Genomic DNA, 15313 nt, shown 5'->3' on the forward strand with positions numbered 1-15313 from the left:
TGGCTAAACCCGCCCCTACTATAGATTGGCATTTATCCTCCTTCGTCCTTGGTGATTCTCAGAGAACCTGAAATGACCAAAGACAAAGGAGCAATTTAGCGTTACTCTTCCGTACTGAGGATTTGCGGCACTTTAAAAAAGTCCCCATCTTGGTCAGGAGATTCTGCCAATAAAGCATCCCGCGCCGGATACCGTTGAAGTTGGTCAGGTCGAGTCACATTACTAACATCAATAGCTCGGGTCGTTGGCGGAACATTTTCCGTATCTAATTCACTAAGCTGTTGAAAGTATTCCAAAATGCTATTAAGCTGCGGCAAAAATTGCTCCTCTTCTTCAGGAGTCAACTCCAAACGTGCCAGATTAGCGACTTTGCGAACTTGTTCTAGGTCAATCATGGTTGTTGATTGTTATTTTTTGATTATTCCCTAGTCAATGACAAATGACAAATGACGAACACTAAAAATAGATATCAATAGCTGAACGCCCACTGGTTTTCAGCCAGTTTTGCGCTTCCAAGTAGTTATTGGGAGCCAGACGAATAGCTCGTTTCCAATAGTCGGCGGCTTGATCAAACAACTTTTCTGCAGCTTCATCATTTCCCGCTTCCTTCTCCTTCTCACCTTGGAAATGGTAAATGACAGCAACATTATTCAGCGCTTGGGGGAGACGGGGATTAGAGTCGAGGGCTTTCTGATAGTACTCTAATGCTGTCTCATGCTCACCGTTGCTGGTGTAAATCAACCCCATATTGTACAGAATCAGGCTGCGGTCATAGGAATCTTCTTCTAACTCCAACGCTTGCTTGTAATTATCCAAAGCTTCAGCATATTCGCCATCTCCCTGAGCCGACATACCATCTCGGTAATAGACGAACGCTTCTTTCGCTCTCTTGTTGGTGGGCAAAACCTTAAGAATGAGATCTGCCATTACCGTGAAGGTTTTGTCAACAAAGTTATCGTTACGCTGTGTTCGTGGCATAGTTGCTTCCCAATTATCCCGGTTGTCAATTATCGTAGCGTGTCTGGGATGCACTCGATCAGAGATTGTTTGTTGTCACCCTGATGTGACTCAACCCACCCCCTGCTCCCTCTGCTCCCCCCATCTCCCCTATCTATGAATCGTCCCATCGGGCAAAATTGTCCCTTGGAGACTAGCACCCTCTAGGGTAAAATCATCTAAAACTGCCCCTGTCAGGTTAGCTTTGTTCAGATGAGCGCCTTCCAATCTAGCACCTTTGAGATTAGCGGCTTGGAGATTTGCGCCTGTAATATTCGCCCATCTCAAATCTGTTCCCTCTAAATCGGCAGCGCCCAGATTTGCCCCAAACAGATAAGCACCACCCAAATGAGCCTGACTCAGATTAGCTCTTTCCAAGTCAGCTTGGTAGAGGTAAGCACCAATCAATTCGGCTTCATGGAGATTCGCATCGGTAAGGTTAGCCCGGTTAAGATGGGCATGAATCAGGCTGGCGTCACTGAGGTTACTGCGTCTCAAATTAGCTTCATTGAGCATTGCGCCTTTTAAGTTTGCCTCTCTGAAGTCGGTGCCAATTAAATTAGCATGACTCAGATTAACGTTCATCAACTTAGCGCCTCTGAGATCAGCCCCGATTAAGTTAGCATGGCTTAAATCAGCATAGCTGAGTTCCGCTTGCATCAGATGAGCGCTGACTAAGGAAGCTTCGATGAGATTGGCGTCAATCATACAAGCCAGACTCAGATAAGCAAGGCTCAGGTTTGCTTTTGTCAGATTTGCCGTGATTAAATTAGCGGATTCTAACTGCGCCCCTTTTAGGTTAACGTGCTTCAGGTTAGCGCCTCTGAGGTTAGCGCCTTCTAGGTTAGCCTCGCTCAAATCAGGTTCTATGGTGTGATGCCGATTTCTCCATTTAATCCAGCCCACTGCACCTTGTTGAAGTAATTTCAGATGCTCTAAATTTGCCATTCGCGTCTCCCGCTTTACCGTTCACTCTTAATCTATTGCCGATTTCTATATGAAAATTTCCTGTCTGATGCGGAACCTTATTTTCGTGTATGTCCTCGACTGAGGAACCGCTCTCTCTTAAATTTTTAAACATTCACCTCACCTATTGTTCAATGGAAAGGGGCGGATGGCAAGATGGCGGATACTGTTTCAGTTCGACAACGCGGGTGATTAGACAGCTATGGCGATTGAAATCGCTGCTACACAAACAAAGTCCGCCTACGCGGACTAAACTATAATAGGGGCAAAAAACTCTGATTTAGGATTATTATTGATCAAGGGAGGTTTACAGTTACAAGATAAATAGATTTTAAAGAGTTTAATTAATATGACTCAATCTCTAGCTATTTCTCAAGCCATTACTAATATGGCTCAACTTCAGCAGCGGTTTACACTGAACCCAGCCGACAGTGATCTCTTTTTTCCGGAGTGGCATGATAATTTACCAGGGTTAACCGAAACAGAACGAGCATTTCTGGATAAGATTAAACGCCGCTTTGTGCGCCATCGAATGCAGGGGGAGTTGGCGGAAGCAACAGTCAATATGCTGATTGTTGCTCACCTGTTGGAGTTGGCAGGGTTGTATGATGAACCGTTTTTAATCACTAATGAGTATTCCGTAGACGTTGTGCTAGAGGAACGAGATGAAAAGCTACGGGGTCGGATTGATACATTAGTGTTTCAACGGCAGTTTTGGAGTGCGGTAATAGAATCAAAGAAGTCGATTTCCTTTGAAGCCGGAATTCCTCAAGCGTTGGCTTATATGATGACAACTCCTCAAAGTGATAAACCGCTTTATGGGATGATCACCGATGGAGGGTTGTATATGTTTATTAAGCTGGTGAACCGAGACCCAGCTATCTATGATTTTTCTGATGTCTTCTCCCTGTTGTTATTGCGACAGAATAAGCTTTATGATGTGCTACAGGTATTAAAGCGATTGGCAAGTGTTCTGCAAGAGAGTTAAACAAATTTCTTGGGGGAAATCCGGTTGAATTTTTTCTGCCTTTGCTCCCTCTGCTTCCCCAGCTCCCCCAGCTTCCCCTGCTCCCCCAGCTCCCCCAGCTCCCCTACTTTACTCCTTCCCACCAGCGCCGGGATGTTCTCGCCCAGGAACGCTCTCCAGTGCTGTCAGCGCCGCTTGTGAACCTGCCAGAATATCCCGTTCTTCACCGCCCAAATAGAGGCGTCCAAAACTGCCGACGGCGGAAATTTGCAAGATATTAATTAAGGCGGCTTTCTCGGCTTCATTAGCGGCTAAAGCAGCATAAGCGGCTGGTGCAACTTCTAAAACATAAAGGGTTTGTCCTGCCAAAATCATCTGTCCCCGTCGGGTACGATTAATCAGTTGAGTTTGGTGGGGGTCAATATTGCGAATAATTTGGCTAGAGACAACTCGCGGTTTAAGACGTTCTCGTTCACCGACGCCTAGGGCGGCTAAAATCGCTTTCCCCGCCGCCCTGGTTTCGCCTTGTTTATTCGCATGGACTTCCAGAACCCCATAGAGTCGTTCCACCATCTGCACGGCTGGGCGTACAGAGGTCGATTTGAGCGCCACATCGGTAATCCGGTTAATTTCGATACCGGGTGAGATTTCAATCCATAGCGACGTATCCCCAGGTAATGGCAAGAATCCTAGCGCCACGGTCCCCATATATGCTGCGTGCTGCGGCTGTAAGCTATCGATATAGACGTAGGATCGCAATTCTATAGCCAAGGTTATTTCTCCGTAGATTGGGGGTCATAAGGCTGGAATAAGCAACATTTGAGTTTACCTGAAAACGTTAGCGATCGCGATTTTTCCTGGAAAGTCGCTAAACCTAGTCCAAGAAGGCAGAAATAACTGAACAGCACTATCTCCCCCAGCTTCCCCAGCTTCATCGTATCTACGAAGCTGCTCAAGTATTTCCAAGGGCGCTGCACTAGGGAGAGGTTCGCTCCAGGGGTGTGGGAAGGGGTCTGATATCAAATCCGGTTAAACTAATCTCACTAAAAGCGGACTGGATTATAAAGGGGGTAGTAAACCTAGATCAGGACAAATGACAAATCGCCAAAATGCTAAAATTTTCTCCCAGCTTGCTAAATTACTCAATTCGGGTATAAATCTACAGCAAAGCTTAACCCTGGTGGGAAATGATTTAAACCCAGCCGTTAAACGCTATTTACAAAAAGTGAGTCTCGCTGTTGGTTCGGGTCAAGATTTCGCCACCGCCTTAACCTGTGAACGCCGTTATTTTAACCGTTGGACGATTAGCTTAATTCGTTTAGCTGAATATAGCGGTTCTCTCCCCCAAACCTGTCAAATCCTCGCCGAAGATGCTGAAACGCAAGCGAGACAGGAACGATTATATGGGTCGGTAAAACGTTCAGCTATAGCGACAATTTGGGGATTTTTGGTGTTAACGGCGGCTATTTTTAACCCCAATGCAACAGGAATTATTAAACCAGAGTTTTGGTTAAGAGGGTTGGCGATCGCACTGCTATTATGGGTGATGATCGTCCTAGTGTCTCACTTTTCTAGTCCCTTGTGGCTGCAACTGGTGAGACGATTACCTATTTTCGGGCAAATCGTGCAGGCGCGATCGCTCCTTTATTTAGCTAAGTTACGATTACCGTTAAGTTGTGGGGTTTCCATCCTCACCGCCTTGGATTTACTGCGAGAACATATCCCAGATACAGTGATGAAAGGCAAACTCTCTTGGGCTAGGCGGCGCGTTCGCATGGGTCAACCATTGAGTCAGAGTCTCCAGGGTAAATTACCCGCAACAGCGCTACAAATGATTAGCACCGGGGAAGAAAGCGGAACCTTGGATCAGACGCTGGAAACCTTAGCCCAACACTATGACAGCGAATTAGAACAACGACTGCGATCGCTACAGGTTAGTTTACGAGTTTTAAGCCTGGTGGTGATGGGCTGTTTGGTGGCGGTGGTGGGTGTGCGAGGGATATCTGTGCTGTTGGATTCATTCCCAGAGTGAATTCAACGCAGAGGTACGCAGAGGGAAGCGCAGAGGTACGCAGAGGGTTTCGGGGGATTGGCTCAAAAGCGCGATCGCATCAGCTATTGTAGATTTCAGTTCTTGCACCATTGGCTTTGGTGGGAAAGATAAGCTGTTCGGCATTTAAACCTTAATGTCATGGTAACGGGAAAAGATTTAGATCGCTTACTTTATGGTAATGTCTTAGATGCTTATGGTACAGAAGCATTTGGTGCAGATGTGACCCGATCAGACGAATCCAAAAATCGGTTAAAACGGTTGGCTGAGTTGAATCGGAAAGAACTGCGTGAACAACTCAGTGAAGATGAGCGAAATGAACAAGAAAAACTGCGAGCAATGATGCCAACTTCACCCCATAAAGTATGCTAATAAGATGCTCATTGGATAGAAAAAACCTATAAAAATATAATTTATAGGAGCATGTTTTACGATAACATGAGCGTGGTATACCTAAATTAGATGAATGATGTTCACATCCAAAAACCGTAGGGGCGCAAAGCTTTGCGCCCGATTCAATGGTCAAATCTATTCCACAATTGTAGCTGTGTCAGTCCAATACAGTGCGATAGATACTCCGAATGAATAAATCAGCCCTAATCTGAAGTGTCACAACAATGATACGGCTTCCACATCAAAATTTACCTAAAAAGGCTCAAAATCAATTAAATGTATGGCAAAACGAAATTAACTGTTTAGAAGATTATGCCGAAAGAGTTGCTCAGGGAAAAAAAGCATTTGCCAGACGTAACAAACTAACAAATTCTACCTTTCGCCAAGTGCGTCAAACTTTAACCCACATGTGTTGTGGCGCTCGTCGCTGTGGTTACTGTGAAGATTCTGTCGCTGATGAAGTGGAGCATATTAAACCAAAGGCTCTCTATCCTGAAACTGTTCAACATCCCACAATTTGGAAAGAAATGCAGCGTCAGCAACAGTTTATCTCAAAGTTTAAAGAGTTATTTGATTTAGCGCCAGAAGCACTCACTTGGTAGAAAGGAAAAAGGTTAATGAGGCTTGCAAAATAACTACAGGTATAATAAACTTATTACACAGTATGGCATGATATAAAGGCTATTGGACAAAGGACAAAAAACAAAGGGCAAATGACAAATGACAAATGCCCCTGTATCTGTTCTCAGCAATTGATTATCCGATCGCGTCTTGGGGTTGCTGCTGTACCAGTTCCTGCAATTTGTCCCGATGTTCCTTCGCCTCTGTATTGTTTGGGTTAATACGTAGGGCTTCATCAAAGGATGCGATCGCGTCATGATACCGTTCCAGCAGGGCGAGGGCGATTCCCCGGTTATACCAGCCCACCTCACTATCAGGCTCAAGTTCTAACATCCGATCATAAGAATTCAAGGCGTCAGCGTAGCGATCTAAACGCAATAAAGCATTCCCTCGCTTAAACCAGCCACCCGCATCATCAGGTATCAGTTGTACTACTCGGTCAAACACGGTAAAAATTGCCCAATCATCCCCGTCTAAGTTTTCGAGAATAATGCCCTTGTTGTACCAAGCATTAGCATTCTCTGGATTAATTAATAACACCCGTTCAAAAGCTTTGAGAGCGGTATTATTTTGCTCCATTTCCAGCAACGCCAGACCGCGCATGAACCAACCTGGCTCACTATTTGGATTAATGCGGACGACTTCGGCAAATGACGTTTCTGCTTCTGGATAACGTTCTAATTCCACCAGGATATAACCGCGATTGAACCACGCCCGTTCGTAGTCTGGATCGATGCGAACAGCTTGATCATAAGCCTCTAATGCCTCTTGATCACGTTCCAGCCGTCCCAGGGTAATTCCCCGATGGAACCAAGCCCAATCACTGTTAGGATTTACTTTCAAAGCTTGATCATAAGCAGCGAGAGCATCTTCAGGTTTGCCTGTATCATCTAAAGCCATACCTAAGCCAACCCAAGCCCCAACTAAACTGGGATCGAGTTCCGTGGCTTGATTGAACGCTGTAACGGCTTCTGGATACTTCTCCAAGCCATATAGAGCAAACCCGCGACCCATCCAAGCATCAGCACTTTCCCCATTGATTTCAATCGCTTGGTCATAAGCTTTAACGGCTTCAGCATAGTTTCCGGCTTTGATTAAAGACATTCCTTTATTGAGCCAGTTGACCAACTCTCTAGACGGAGTTTGAGCAATCTGAGGATTTTCCAGTTCCAGCATATAAGGATTTGGTGTACCCTCTGGACTGTACCGTAGAGTCGCTAGGGCAGAGGTTGAGGTGGAGACACTTGCTAAGAGGGTTAAAACGGCTGTCAGTCCAATGTGCTTGAGTTGCATGGTAGATATCCTTGATATATCGCTTTCAATGGCATCTATCTCTGAAGATTGAGAGCTTATGCACAATTTGAGCAAAAATGCAGAGGAGCAGGGGTGCAGAGGTGCGGGGAAGCCGGGGAAGCCTGTAGAGACGCGCCATGGCGCGTCTGGAAGCCGGGGAAGCCGGGGAAGACTCCGGAGAGACGAATTGTCTCGGCGGAACCATGAACCATGAACCCAAAAAAAATATATAATCCGCCTCAGCCATAAGATAGGCTGTATCTGGACAGACGTAGCATCGTGATGACCAGCGCTTATATCCTGATCGTGGCAATATTACTGTTGGGAGGAGTCCTCGCAACTTTAGGCGATCGCATTGGTACGAAAGTTGGCAAGGCGCGGCTGAGTTTATTTAACTTACGTCCTCGTAAAACGGCGACGGTGGTCACGATTATGACGGGATGTTTGATTTCTGCCTCAACCTTAGGTATTCTCTTCGGTCTGAGTGAATCCCTGCGGGAAGGGGTGTTTCAATTAGATAACATTCTGCGACAACTTAGACATGCGCGTCGGGATGTGGAAGTTGTTAATGCCCAGAAACAACAAGTAGAGGGCGAACTGGCTAAAACTAGAGCCGAGCAAGCCAAAGTACAACAGCGTCTGGATGAACTGAACAGCAATTTCCAGAAGGCTCAAGCTCAACTGCGAGATATCTCAAAACAGGCAAGTAATCTACGTTCAGAAATTCAGTCACTCTTGGCTGAACGTGGGCAGTTAATTGAGCAACGGAATCAACTGAGGGCAGACATTAGCCAGCTTAAAGAGTTAGTGGCTCAACGGGATCAGGAACTGGAGGAAACCAGCCAGCAACTGGCGCTAAAAAACCAGGAACTTGAGCAGAGAAATCAGCAACTGAGAGAAAAAGAGCAGGAACTCGCCCAAAAAGATAACGTGATTGAAACCATGGCTGAACGGGAAGCCCGTCTTCAGGAGGCGATCGCCCAACGGGAAGCCCGTCTTCAAGAACTGCAAGCCGAACTCCAAGAGGCGATCGCCCAACGGGAAGTTCGCTTAGCTCAACTGGAAGAGGAACTTGCCCAACGGGAACTCCTCATCGCCCAACGTAACAAACAACTCCAAGAGCAAGAACAACAACTGGCATTTTTAGAACGGCAAGTCGATATTCTGGAGCAGTATTATCAGAACTATCAAGCCCTGCGTCAGGGCAATGTGGCAATTTTGCGCGGTCAAGTGCTGGCATTTGGGGTGGTGCGTATTGTTGAACCGTCAGCCGCATCTGAGGCGGTTGATCAACTCCTGCGGGAAGCCAATCGAACCGCCACGGAAATTATTTTGCCCGGATCTGAGGAACCGAAGGAACCCCTGATTCAAATTACAAAAGCCCAAGCCGAACAGTTAATTGAGCAAATTCAAGATGGTGAAGACTATGTGGTGCGAATTCTCTCCGCCGGAAACTATGTGGTTGGCGAAAAACCGATTCAAGCCTTTGCCGATGCAGCGCTCAATCAAATGGTGTTTGAACCGGGGGAGGTGTTAGCCGCTGTTTCTATCGATACTTCAACCTTGACAAATAAGGCACTGCAACAGCGCATTGACCAGTTACTTGCCGCCTCTCAGTTTCGCGCCCGTCGCGCTGGAGTCCTCGGTCTGATTCAAGTTGCCGATGGTGATCCGTCTACCCTGATTCGCTTTATAGAACAGTTAGCCGAATCTGAGCAACCTCTGGCGGTGAGAGCGATCGCCCAAGACCAAACCTCTACAGCCGGACCATTGAAAATGCAGTTAGTCGCGATTCAGAATGGACAAATCGTTTTTAGCACTTAAGCACCCTTGCTCCCCCAGCTCCCCCAGCTTCCCCCGCTTCCCCCGCTCCCCCAGCTTCCCCAGCTCCCCCAGCTCCCCCAGCTTCCCCCGCTTCCCCCGCTTCCCCCGCTTCCCCCGCTCCCCCTCACCACAACACTTATTCAGCAGACCTTACTTATTGATGCATCTTGCCATCTGGCAAAACCGCGCCTGTGAGTATGGCGGCTTTAAAATTAGCCCCCATAACAATTGCCCCGCGCAGATCAGCAACCATCAAAATTGCCTTGGATACATCAGCGCGAATCAAACAAGCTTGAGAGAGATCAGCACCCCTCATATCAGCCCCTTGTAGGATTGCTCCAATTAAATCTGCATTCTTTAAGCTTGCCCAATGTAAAATAGCCTGATGCAGCATCGCGCCGTGTAAATCAGCTTGATAAAGACAGGCTTGGGCAAGATTGGCAAACATCAAGCTAGCTTCCCGCAGATGCGCTTCTGTCAAATTCGCACGTTTTAAGTTACATTCAATCAACGTGGCTCTGACTAACTCAGCCGCCGTTAAATTGGCATCGTTGAGTTCAGCTTTGCTTAAATTAGCGACGCTTAAGTTGGCTTGACTCAAATTGGCTTCGCTCAGGTTCGATCCTTTTAAACTAGCGCCACTGAGATTAGCACCACTCAAGTCGCTGCGCCTCAGATTCGCCCCATTGAGAATTGCTTCAGTCAGATAGGCTCCCCGGAGTTTAACTCCCTCAAAATCTCGCTCTCCGGCAGCATAACCCTTTAGCAATTCAGCAGCATCCATAAAAATTCCCAGGTCTTAGCCTCTCGCTAACGTTCTAATTCATCAGTGGTTTGAGGCAGTTGCACCTGGTTGGGATGGGATTATCCATTTACCCCCTATGAATGGAATAATCAGGATAACTTACATGAGTCACGATATGCACCCAAGCTAGATATCATACTCTATTCGGACTCCTGTATGATACCGTTTTTGTCAAAAGATAAAAATCAGTTGAAGCCGCCACTCTTTACCCTGGCGAATGAGTTGGACTTGTCGAATAAATTCTCGAAAGTAAAATCGGCGTTCAGATTCCGATAAATCTGACCAGAATTGGGGAATGGATACGGTTTGTGCGATCGCGCCTAAATTCACGGGGGGTAGGGAAGCAAGCTGGGAAAGGAGTTGAGACTGTTCGGTGCGAAGCTTATAGGCGCGAAGCTGGGCGGTTTCGGTATCCAGAACACCTGTGGCGGTTAAGTGGTTAAGCTGGTCTAATACCCCTTTTTGCTCAGCAATTTTGCTCTTGAGAGATTGCTTGACCTCATCCAAGTTGGGCAGGTTTATCCCGGCTACGGCACGGGGCAACTCTTGACAAATGGTTTGAATTGTGAAATCTAAAACCTGTTGGTAGGGAATCGCACGGCATTTAGGGCGCTGGGGACAGTTAACCGGACGCAGATAAAGATATTCCCAGGTTTGGCGGGGGCGAGTGACACTGGTAACACTCATCTGAGATTGACACTCACCACAGACAACTAAACCCGCTAACGAACGAGGGGCACTGGCGGTTCGAGACGGGAGGCGACGGTTGCGACGCAGCAAACGGTCAATTTGGGCGGCTTCTTCGCGGTTGAGAATTGGGCTATGGGTGTCACAGATCACTTCTCCGTTGCGATAGGCGAGATCACCCCGATAGACGGGGCTGGTTAACCAACGCTTACCTGTTGCCACGGAGATTTTTTTACTATACTTTTTTTCCAGGTACCGCACCGCACCGCGTAATGAACCGTACAGCAGAAATTGGTCAAAAAAATCCTTGACTAAGGGGGCGGTACTGCGATCTAGAATATAGCGGTCTTTGCCCCGTCGGTAGCCGTAGGGGGCTTTTCCCGGTGGGGGTAAGGCATTGAGGCGATTACGGGCATGTCCTTGACGCAGGCGGCGAGAACTGGCTTCTTGCTGGACTTCACTGAGGAGTTGGAGTAAGTTGGTTTGGGAGTTGGAGTCATGGGAACAGTAGGATTGTTCGGTTGCCATAACAATGACGCCTAGGGCTTGGATTTGAGTGAGGCGATCGCTCACTTGGGTAATAGAGTCGCCCAGTTCTTCTAAACGGCGGATCAGCAGATAATCAGTCGGTTCAGTTTGACAGTCAGCGAGGAGTTGTCGCCACTGTTGACGCCCACCCAAATCTTGATAGACGTGATCCACCTCCCACCCCCAGATAACTGGATCTGGAGGAGATTCTAAGAGGGGATCAGTATAGATGTAGGCGACGATTCGCATTGTTGACCCTTCACGACTTTCGAGGGAACCTGGTGTTGCATTTTGACTGTGTAGGGGCGGGTTTAGGGATTTTCGTTTCACTATCGATGATCACGTTTGTTCAAAACCCGCCCTGACCGATCCTTAAGGAAACCTGGTTTTGAATAACGACGAATGGCAAAGGACATAAAACTAAACTTGACTCAGTTCAATAATGTTACCATCGGGGTCTTGAGTGAACAAAGCCGCACGACCCGATGCACTCATTTGGATCGGGCAGTTATGTTCCAATAGCTTGGTTTTGGCGTCATCTAAGTTAGCAATCGAGAAGGCGACGTGAGGATTGCGCCCCCATTTTTCCGGGTTTTGCAGGTGAGTTGAGAGCGTGGTGTCAACGATGAGGTGGAGTTGAACATCGCCAATCTGATACCATACACCTGGATATTTTAGCGATCGCTCGACTTTCGATAACCCTAAGATGTTGCTATAAAAGTGTTCGGCGTCCTCCAGGTTAGAGACGAGAATAGCTGTATGGAGACATTGGGTAATTTGCATGGCGAGTTAGCTGTTGAATGGGAATGAACTACAGCGACTTACTTCGTTGAAGTCGCTGTTTCTGACGCTTCTTCGCCGATGGCTGCTTCATGCTTGGAGCAATTAGTAGAGCTAGGCGGCTCTGCGTCTAAAGAGGTTCGTTCCAAACCCCTTGCCCAAATCTCATTAACTTGAGCAGCATTGATATCTCTATCTTCGACGTGCTTGCAGTCGGGATTAGAGCAAATGTGGACTCTATCAGCCAAAGTCTTAGACGTTAATTCCCAACATTTAGCACATCGTTGAGTAGGCTTGAGTGTCCTAGTTGGTGACTCGACATAAAACCCACCTGCCTCAGCAGATTTGTAGGTTAATAAATCACCGACTACACCAAACCCAACGTCAAGAATAGACCGATTTAACCCGGCTTTCTGTTTCTTGCGCTTGCCCTTCTTTGCTTTCCGAGTCATACCCTTAACGTTTAACTGCTCTCCACCGATTAGACTATTACCGCTCACTATATCGCTGGTTACTTTGTGCAGCCAATCTTCCCGTTGTCGGGCTATCTTGCTCTGAAGTTTAGAGATACGCTTGCGTTCCTTTTTCCATCGTCTCGATCCCTTAACTTTTTTGTTCCTATTAGGTGGTCTCTTACGTCTTAACCGCTTTGAGGCGGCTTTAACCTTCTTATGTCCCTCCTTTATAAAGTCTGGTTTAGCGATTTTTTCACCTGTTGAAAGCGTCACCGCGTCTTTACAGCCAAGGTCGATCCCGATTGAACCTGTACCCGTCTGGCGAGTTGGGTTGCACTGCACGGTGATTGATGCATACCACTTACCATTCCTGAAAAAGATTGTGCAAGTCGTTGGCGTTCCCCAAGTTCTAGCTTGTCCCCGCATCTGGATCTTTAGATCGAGATCTCTCAGTTCTAAGTAACCGTTTTTGCCGTTAGATAAAGCCTTCCAGCGTTGCTTATTCGGGTACGTCCAGCCGCTATATCGCCGCTTCGCTTTGAACTTAGGATACTTACCTAATCCTTGGAAAAATCGCTTATAGGCAAAATCAACCCGCTTTAATGTAGCTTGTAACGTATGGGAACCTAATTCAGCATACTCAATCCAAACCTTTTTAAACTCAGGTAAACAGTTCTGTTGTTCAAGATAATCAACAGAATAACCAAAGTGTTTGTACTGTGTCCTACGATTAGCAATTGCTGCATTGTATAATTCACAATGCATTGTTCTCGCCCAATGGAGCTGGTCACATTGGGTCTTGTTTGGATAAAGCCTGAAAGTGGTTCGACGTGTTAGCATATCCCCATATTACCATTTAATTTAGTAAATAAAAACTAATAATTTGATGATTGACGGGATATTGAAACCCGTAAATCATCCGCTATCCAACCCCGACTTGCTATCGCTGAAGTCGGGGATAGTCGCGATTTAGTTCTGTTTCAGCTTTCAATCACTCCCAGGCTCTAGACTCTAGGTGCTGTGCTTTATGGCGGCTATTAGCTCATCAAGCGTGCAGTTCAACACCTCTATTAACAGCTTCGTTTGCTCAAACGTCAGCTTAGGCTCAACCGAACCTTTTTCCCAAATGGAGATTGTCTTTTGCGTCACTCCGATGGCACTGGCAAGTTCTTGCTGAGTTAAGCCAGCTCTTTGCCGCAATTTCGTTAGTGTGAGTCGAGCATTTTTTTCAGGCATTATACTTTAGAGTATATTGTGGCAAGCAATATACTCAGACATTATCAGCAGATTGCGATCGCGGTGGTGCTAAGTCATCAGGCAAATCATCAATCGTCCACTGCAATACTCGACAAAGTGCTTTTACTTGCGGCAAGGTCAGCTTGGCTTCCCTGTACCGTCCCGTTTCCCAGTTACTTACAGTTTGCACAGATACATTGACAGCTACAGCCACATCCCTTTGAGTCAAACCCAACTGATCTCTGCGGCTTTTTAGGGGGGATTCCTGCTCTACCTCTTGTTTTTCGGTCATTTCAGCTTTATTATAAGCCCCTAATATAAGCTGCTTGACATCCTAACTATAAGCAGCTTATATTAGGGATGGCATAACTAAAGGTTAGGCAATTGCAAAGCTGCTTTACAGCTCGTTAGTTGCCCTCCCAATTTCAACACAACATCAAAGACCAGACAACTTAAACAGCTCCGTCAAGATACGGCGTGGCTGACTGGTCTTTCCTTTTCAGTGTCTCATCTTAACCAAATATCCATGAAAAAATCCCCAGCGACGGAAGCTCATCGCGTCGCCACAGACATTGCTGCCATAAAATCCGCCCTCCAACAACAGGGCTACACCACCCGCAAGCGACCCAAACAAGCCGCTTGGAAATTATTCCGCTCAATCAGCGCGGAACTGGCAGAAAACCCCAGGAGTGCTATCTGCTGACCTATCAACTTGCCCCTGTCAGCACCTGGATACTCCACCCCCAAACCAACGAACCTCACCGCCAAACTCTCTTGACTCTGATTCACACGGCTTTAGCCAAACAACCCACAACGGACGAAGGGCGGGTTTTGCCTTTGAAGTTATCGGTAGATACCAAAATTAAACGGCTCGCGCCTGCCCCTACAACTGACATGCCATGGCATATTTCTACCTATTGCGATCGCTAACTCTAGTTACTAGACCGATGTTTTAGGGGGATCGAAAACTTACAAACTCAACTATAGCGCTTCGCGCTGGTCTAGTTACACTTTGTTTGTACGAACATCTCATCTGGACTCAGTTTCAGGTACGGGAGTTGTAAATACACGCCTAGCGATTTGCTATAACTGGTATCATGACACCTTTATTTCGCCGCCTCCAACCCGCCCAGAAATTCCGCATCAGCCTCGCCACGATCGCGAAATTCCTAAAAATCCCTAAACACCTAATCGTGCGTGTGGAGTCCTGGGCATATATCGTCTTTGTTCATCGCCGCGACAAAGGCGGACAATTCATCAGTTATCGCCAATTACGCCAGTGGTTCAACGCGATCGCCTGCCAAATTCAACACTGCACCACCTGCCAACAACTGCGGCAATTGTGGCTTTTAATTGAGAGCGATCGCAAACGGCATCATAAACAATACAATCACCAGCATATCTCCTGGTTATGCAATCTCTGGACACAGCACTGGCAAAGGCTTGGGTATGAACAACCGATGATCTCCTAACCTGGAGACGCTTGCATCGCGATATCCTTGGAGAAAGCATCCATCTGGGAACCTGCGATCGCGGATTCTGTTCATCTCCTCAAGATTTTCGTACATAAAAGTTAATTTTAACGAAAGTGATTGCATCTATTTTTTTTACATAATCAAAATTTTAACCTTAGACGACAAAGTAAACTTCAACTCAAAAAAACTATAGAGTTTAGATTATCAGACGATCACAGCTTCATGGATAAGATAAAA

The 15313-nt window shown here is 46.7% G+C and carries 20 protein-coding genes and 1 pseudogene; 8 read left to right on the forward strand and 13 right to left on the reverse strand.

Annotated elements, in window-relative coordinates; translation table 11 throughout:
- Positions 1-101: 101 nt before the first annotated feature.
- The 3 genes from gatC to MC7420_RS01630 form a co-directional block, all read right to left on the reverse strand.
- A complete protein-coding gene (gatC, locus tag MC7420_RS01620; RefSeq protein WP_006097789.1) occupies positions 102-395 on the reverse strand; it encodes an Asp-tRNA(Asn)/Glu-tRNA(Gln) amidotransferase subunit GatC in 294 nt (97 codons plus the stop codon).
- Positions 396-456: 61 nt separating this feature from the next.
- On the reverse strand, positions 457-978 hold the full coding sequence (locus MC7420_RS01625) for a photosystem I assembly protein Ycf3 (RefSeq protein ID WP_044204267.1): 522 nt from the start codon (positions 976-978) through the stop codon (positions 457-459).
- A gap of 129 nt (positions 979-1107) precedes the next feature.
- Positions 1108-1944, reverse strand: coding sequence for a pentapeptide repeat-containing protein (locus tag MC7420_RS01630; protein ID WP_006098063.1), 837 nt, complete (start codon positions 1942-1944; stop codon positions 1108-1110).
- Between the two features lie 367 nt (positions 1945-2311).
- Here MC7420_RS01630 and MC7420_RS01635 point away from each other — a divergent pair, with 367 nt between their 5' ends.
- Positions 2312-2950 carry a hypothetical protein gene (locus MC7420_RS01635; RefSeq protein WP_006098092.1) on the forward strand — a complete coding sequence of 213 codons (639 nt, stop codon included), beginning with the start codon at positions 2312-2314 and terminating at the stop codon, positions 2948-2950.
- Between the two features lie 108 nt (positions 2951-3058).
- Here MC7420_RS01635 and MC7420_RS01640 read toward each other — a convergent pair whose 3' ends face one another.
- Positions 3059-3700, reverse strand: coding sequence for a hypothetical protein (locus MC7420_RS01640; protein WP_044204270.1), 642 nt, complete (start codon positions 3698-3700; stop codon positions 3059-3061).
- A 54-nt stretch (positions 3701-3754) separates the two neighbouring features.
- Complete coding sequence (locus tag MC7420_RS41055) at positions 3755-3895, reverse strand: hypothetical protein (protein WP_006098056.1); 141 nt, start codon at positions 3893-3895, stop codon at positions 3755-3757.
- Between the two features lie 127 nt (positions 3896-4022).
- On the opposite strand from MC7420_RS41055, the gene MC7420_RS01645 reads away from it, so the two are divergent.
- A complete protein-coding gene (locus MC7420_RS01645; protein WP_006097966.1) occupies positions 4023-4961 on the forward strand; it encodes a type II secretion system F family protein in 939 nt (312 codons plus the stop codon).
- Here the strand turns inward: MC7420_RS01645 and MC7420_RS43170 are convergent.
- Positions 4947-5072, reverse strand: a complete 126-nt coding sequence (locus MC7420_RS43170; RefSeq protein WP_269546241.1) for a hypothetical protein — start codon at positions 5070-5072, stop codon at positions 4947-4949. The genes MC7420_RS01645 and MC7420_RS43170 overlap by 15 nt on opposite strands.
- A gap of 48 nt (positions 5073-5120) precedes the next feature.
- Here MC7420_RS43170 and MC7420_RS01650 point away from each other — a divergent pair, with 48 nt between their 5' ends.
- Both MC7420_RS01650 and MC7420_RS01655 read left to right on the forward strand, forming a co-directional pair.
- Positions 5121-5351: a hypothetical protein gene (locus MC7420_RS01650; RefSeq protein WP_006098146.1), complete on the forward strand. Its 231-nt coding sequence runs from the start codon at positions 5121-5123 to the stop codon at positions 5349-5351.
- Between the two features lie 245 nt (positions 5352-5596).
- Positions 5597-5974, forward strand: a complete 378-nt coding sequence (locus tag MC7420_RS01655; RefSeq protein ID WP_006098208.1) for a hypothetical protein — start codon at positions 5597-5599, stop codon at positions 5972-5974.
- Between the two features lie 154 nt (positions 5975-6128).
- Here MC7420_RS01655 and MC7420_RS01660 read toward each other — a convergent pair whose 3' ends face one another.
- Positions 6129-7286: a tetratricopeptide repeat protein gene (locus MC7420_RS01660; RefSeq protein WP_006097978.1), complete on the reverse strand. Its 1158-nt coding sequence runs from the start codon at positions 7284-7286 to the stop codon at positions 6129-6131.
- A 282-nt stretch (positions 7287-7568) separates the two neighbouring features.
- On the opposite strand from MC7420_RS01660, the gene MC7420_RS01665 reads away from it, so the two are divergent.
- Positions 7569-9110, forward strand: coding sequence for a DUF3084 domain-containing protein (locus MC7420_RS01665; protein ID WP_006098288.1), 1542 nt, complete (start codon positions 7569-7571; stop codon positions 9108-9110).
- Positions 9111-9264: 154 nt separating this feature from the next.
- On the opposite strand, the gene MC7420_RS01670 is transcribed toward MC7420_RS01665, so the two are convergent.
- The 6 genes and pseudogenes from MC7420_RS01670 to MC7420_RS01695 form a co-directional block, all read right to left on the reverse strand.
- Positions 9265-9894, reverse strand: coding sequence for a pentapeptide repeat-containing protein (locus MC7420_RS01670; protein WP_006097968.1), 630 nt, complete (start codon positions 9892-9894; stop codon positions 9265-9267).
- Positions 9895-10086: 192 nt separating this feature from the next.
- Positions 10087-11379 (reverse strand): recombinase family protein, encoded by a 1293-nt coding sequence (locus tag MC7420_RS01675; protein ID WP_006097832.1) that lies wholly within the window; start codon positions 11377-11379, stop codon positions 10087-10089.
- 171 nt (positions 11380-11550) lie between these two features.
- Positions 11551-11913, reverse strand: coding sequence for a VOC family protein (locus tag MC7420_RS01680; RefSeq protein ID WP_006097827.1), 363 nt, complete (start codon positions 11911-11913; stop codon positions 11551-11553).
- A gap of 28 nt (positions 11914-11941) precedes the next feature.
- Positions 11942-13205: pseudogene (locus tag MC7420_RS01685) on the reverse strand (RNA-guided endonuclease InsQ/TnpB family protein).
- A gap of 171 nt (positions 13206-13376) precedes the next feature.
- A complete protein-coding gene (locus MC7420_RS01690) occupies positions 13377-13601 on the reverse strand; it encodes a helix-turn-helix transcriptional regulator (RefSeq protein ID WP_006097920.1) in 225 nt (74 codons plus the stop codon).
- 34 nt (positions 13602-13635) lie between these two features.
- Positions 13636-13893, reverse strand: coding sequence for a helix-turn-helix transcriptional regulator (locus MC7420_RS01695; RefSeq protein WP_006098025.1), 258 nt, complete (start codon positions 13891-13893; stop codon positions 13636-13638).
- Between the two features lie 234 nt (positions 13894-14127).
- Between MC7420_RS01695 and MC7420_RS41065 the strand changes: the two genes are divergently transcribed.
- From MC7420_RS41065 to MC7420_RS01705, 3 genes are all read left to right on the forward strand, one after another.
- Positions 14128-14304 (forward strand): hypothetical protein, encoded by a 177-nt coding sequence (locus MC7420_RS41065; protein ID WP_006097995.1) that lies wholly within the window; start codon positions 14128-14130, stop codon positions 14302-14304.
- A gap of 71 nt (positions 14305-14375) precedes the next feature.
- Entirely contained in the window at positions 14376-14531 is a 156-nt protein-coding gene (locus tag MC7420_RS41070) for a hypothetical protein (RefSeq protein WP_006097952.1), read from the forward strand.
- A 167-nt stretch (positions 14532-14698) separates the two neighbouring features.
- Positions 14699-15073, forward strand: a complete 375-nt coding sequence (locus tag MC7420_RS01705) for a hypothetical protein (RefSeq protein ID WP_006097963.1) — start codon at positions 14699-14701, stop codon at positions 15071-15073.
- Positions 15074-15313 lie beyond the last annotated feature (240 nt).

This window comes from Coleofasciculus chthonoplastes PCC 7420 (assembly GCF_000155555.1).
Lineage (GTDB): Bacteria > Cyanobacteriota > Cyanobacteriia > Cyanobacteriales > Coleofasciculaceae > Coleofasciculus > Coleofasciculus chthonoplastes_A.

Excerpts from the sequence above, each read along its gene's own strand:
- MC7420_RS01645 (WP_006097966.1), top strand. The coding sequence starts at position 4,023 with ATGACAAATCGCCAAAATGCTAAAATTTTCTCCCAGCTTGCTAAATTA.
- gatC (WP_006097789.1), bottom strand. The coding sequence starts at position 395 with ATGATTGACCTAGAACAAGTTCGCAAAGTCGCTAATCTGGCACGTTTG.
- MC7420_RS01705 (WP_006097963.1), top strand. The coding sequence starts at position 14,699 with ATGACACCTTTATTTCGCCGCCTCCAACCCGCCCAGAAATTCCGCATC.
- MC7420_RS01630 (WP_006098063.1), bottom strand. The coding sequence starts at position 1,944 with ATGGCAAATTTAGAGCATCTGAAATTACTTCAACAAGGTGCAGTGGGC.
- MC7420_RS01670 (WP_006097968.1), bottom strand. The coding sequence starts at position 9,894 with ATGGATGCTGCTGAATTGCTAAAGGGTTATGCTGCCGGAGAGCGAGAT.
- MC7420_RS01675 (WP_006097832.1), bottom strand. The coding sequence starts at position 11,379 with ATGCGAATCGTCGCCTACATCTATACTGATCCCCTCTTAGAATCTCCT.
- MC7420_RS01625 (WP_044204267.1), bottom strand. The coding sequence starts at position 978 with ATGCCACGAACACAGCGTAACGATAACTTTGTTGACAAAACCTTCACG.
- MC7420_RS01635 (WP_006098092.1), top strand. The coding sequence starts at position 2,312 with ATGACTCAATCTCTAGCTATTTCTCAAGCCATTACTAATATGGCTCAA.
- MC7420_RS01690 (WP_006097920.1), bottom strand. The coding sequence starts at position 13,601 with ATGCCTGAAAAAAATGCTCGACTCACACTAACGAAATTGCGGCAAAGA.
- MC7420_RS43170 (WP_269546241.1), bottom strand. The coding sequence starts at position 5,072 with ATGGTGCAAGAACTGAAATCTACAATAGCTGATGCGATCGCGCTTTTG.
- MC7420_RS01650 (WP_006098146.1), top strand. The coding sequence starts at position 5,121 with ATGGTAACGGGAAAAGATTTAGATCGCTTACTTTATGGTAATGTCTTA.
- MC7420_RS01655 (WP_006098208.1), top strand. The coding sequence starts at position 5,597 with ATGATACGGCTTCCACATCAAAATTTACCTAAAAAGGCTCAAAATCAA.
- MC7420_RS41065 (WP_006097995.1), top strand. The coding sequence starts at position 14,128 with ATGAAAAAATCCCCAGCGACGGAAGCTCATCGCGTCGCCACAGACATT.
- MC7420_RS01695 (WP_006098025.1), bottom strand. The coding sequence starts at position 13,893 with ATGACCGAAAAACAAGAGGTAGAGCAGGAATCCCCCCTAAAAAGCCGC.
- MC7420_RS01680 (WP_006097827.1), bottom strand. The coding sequence starts at position 11,913 with ATGCAAATTACCCAATGTCTCCATACAGCTATTCTCGTCTCTAACCTG.
- MC7420_RS01665 (WP_006098288.1), top strand. The coding sequence starts at position 7,569 with ATGACCAGCGCTTATATCCTGATCGTGGCAATATTACTGTTGGGAGGA.
- MC7420_RS01660 (WP_006097978.1), bottom strand. The coding sequence starts at position 7,286 with ATGCAACTCAAGCACATTGGACTGACAGCCGTTTTAACCCTCTTAGCA.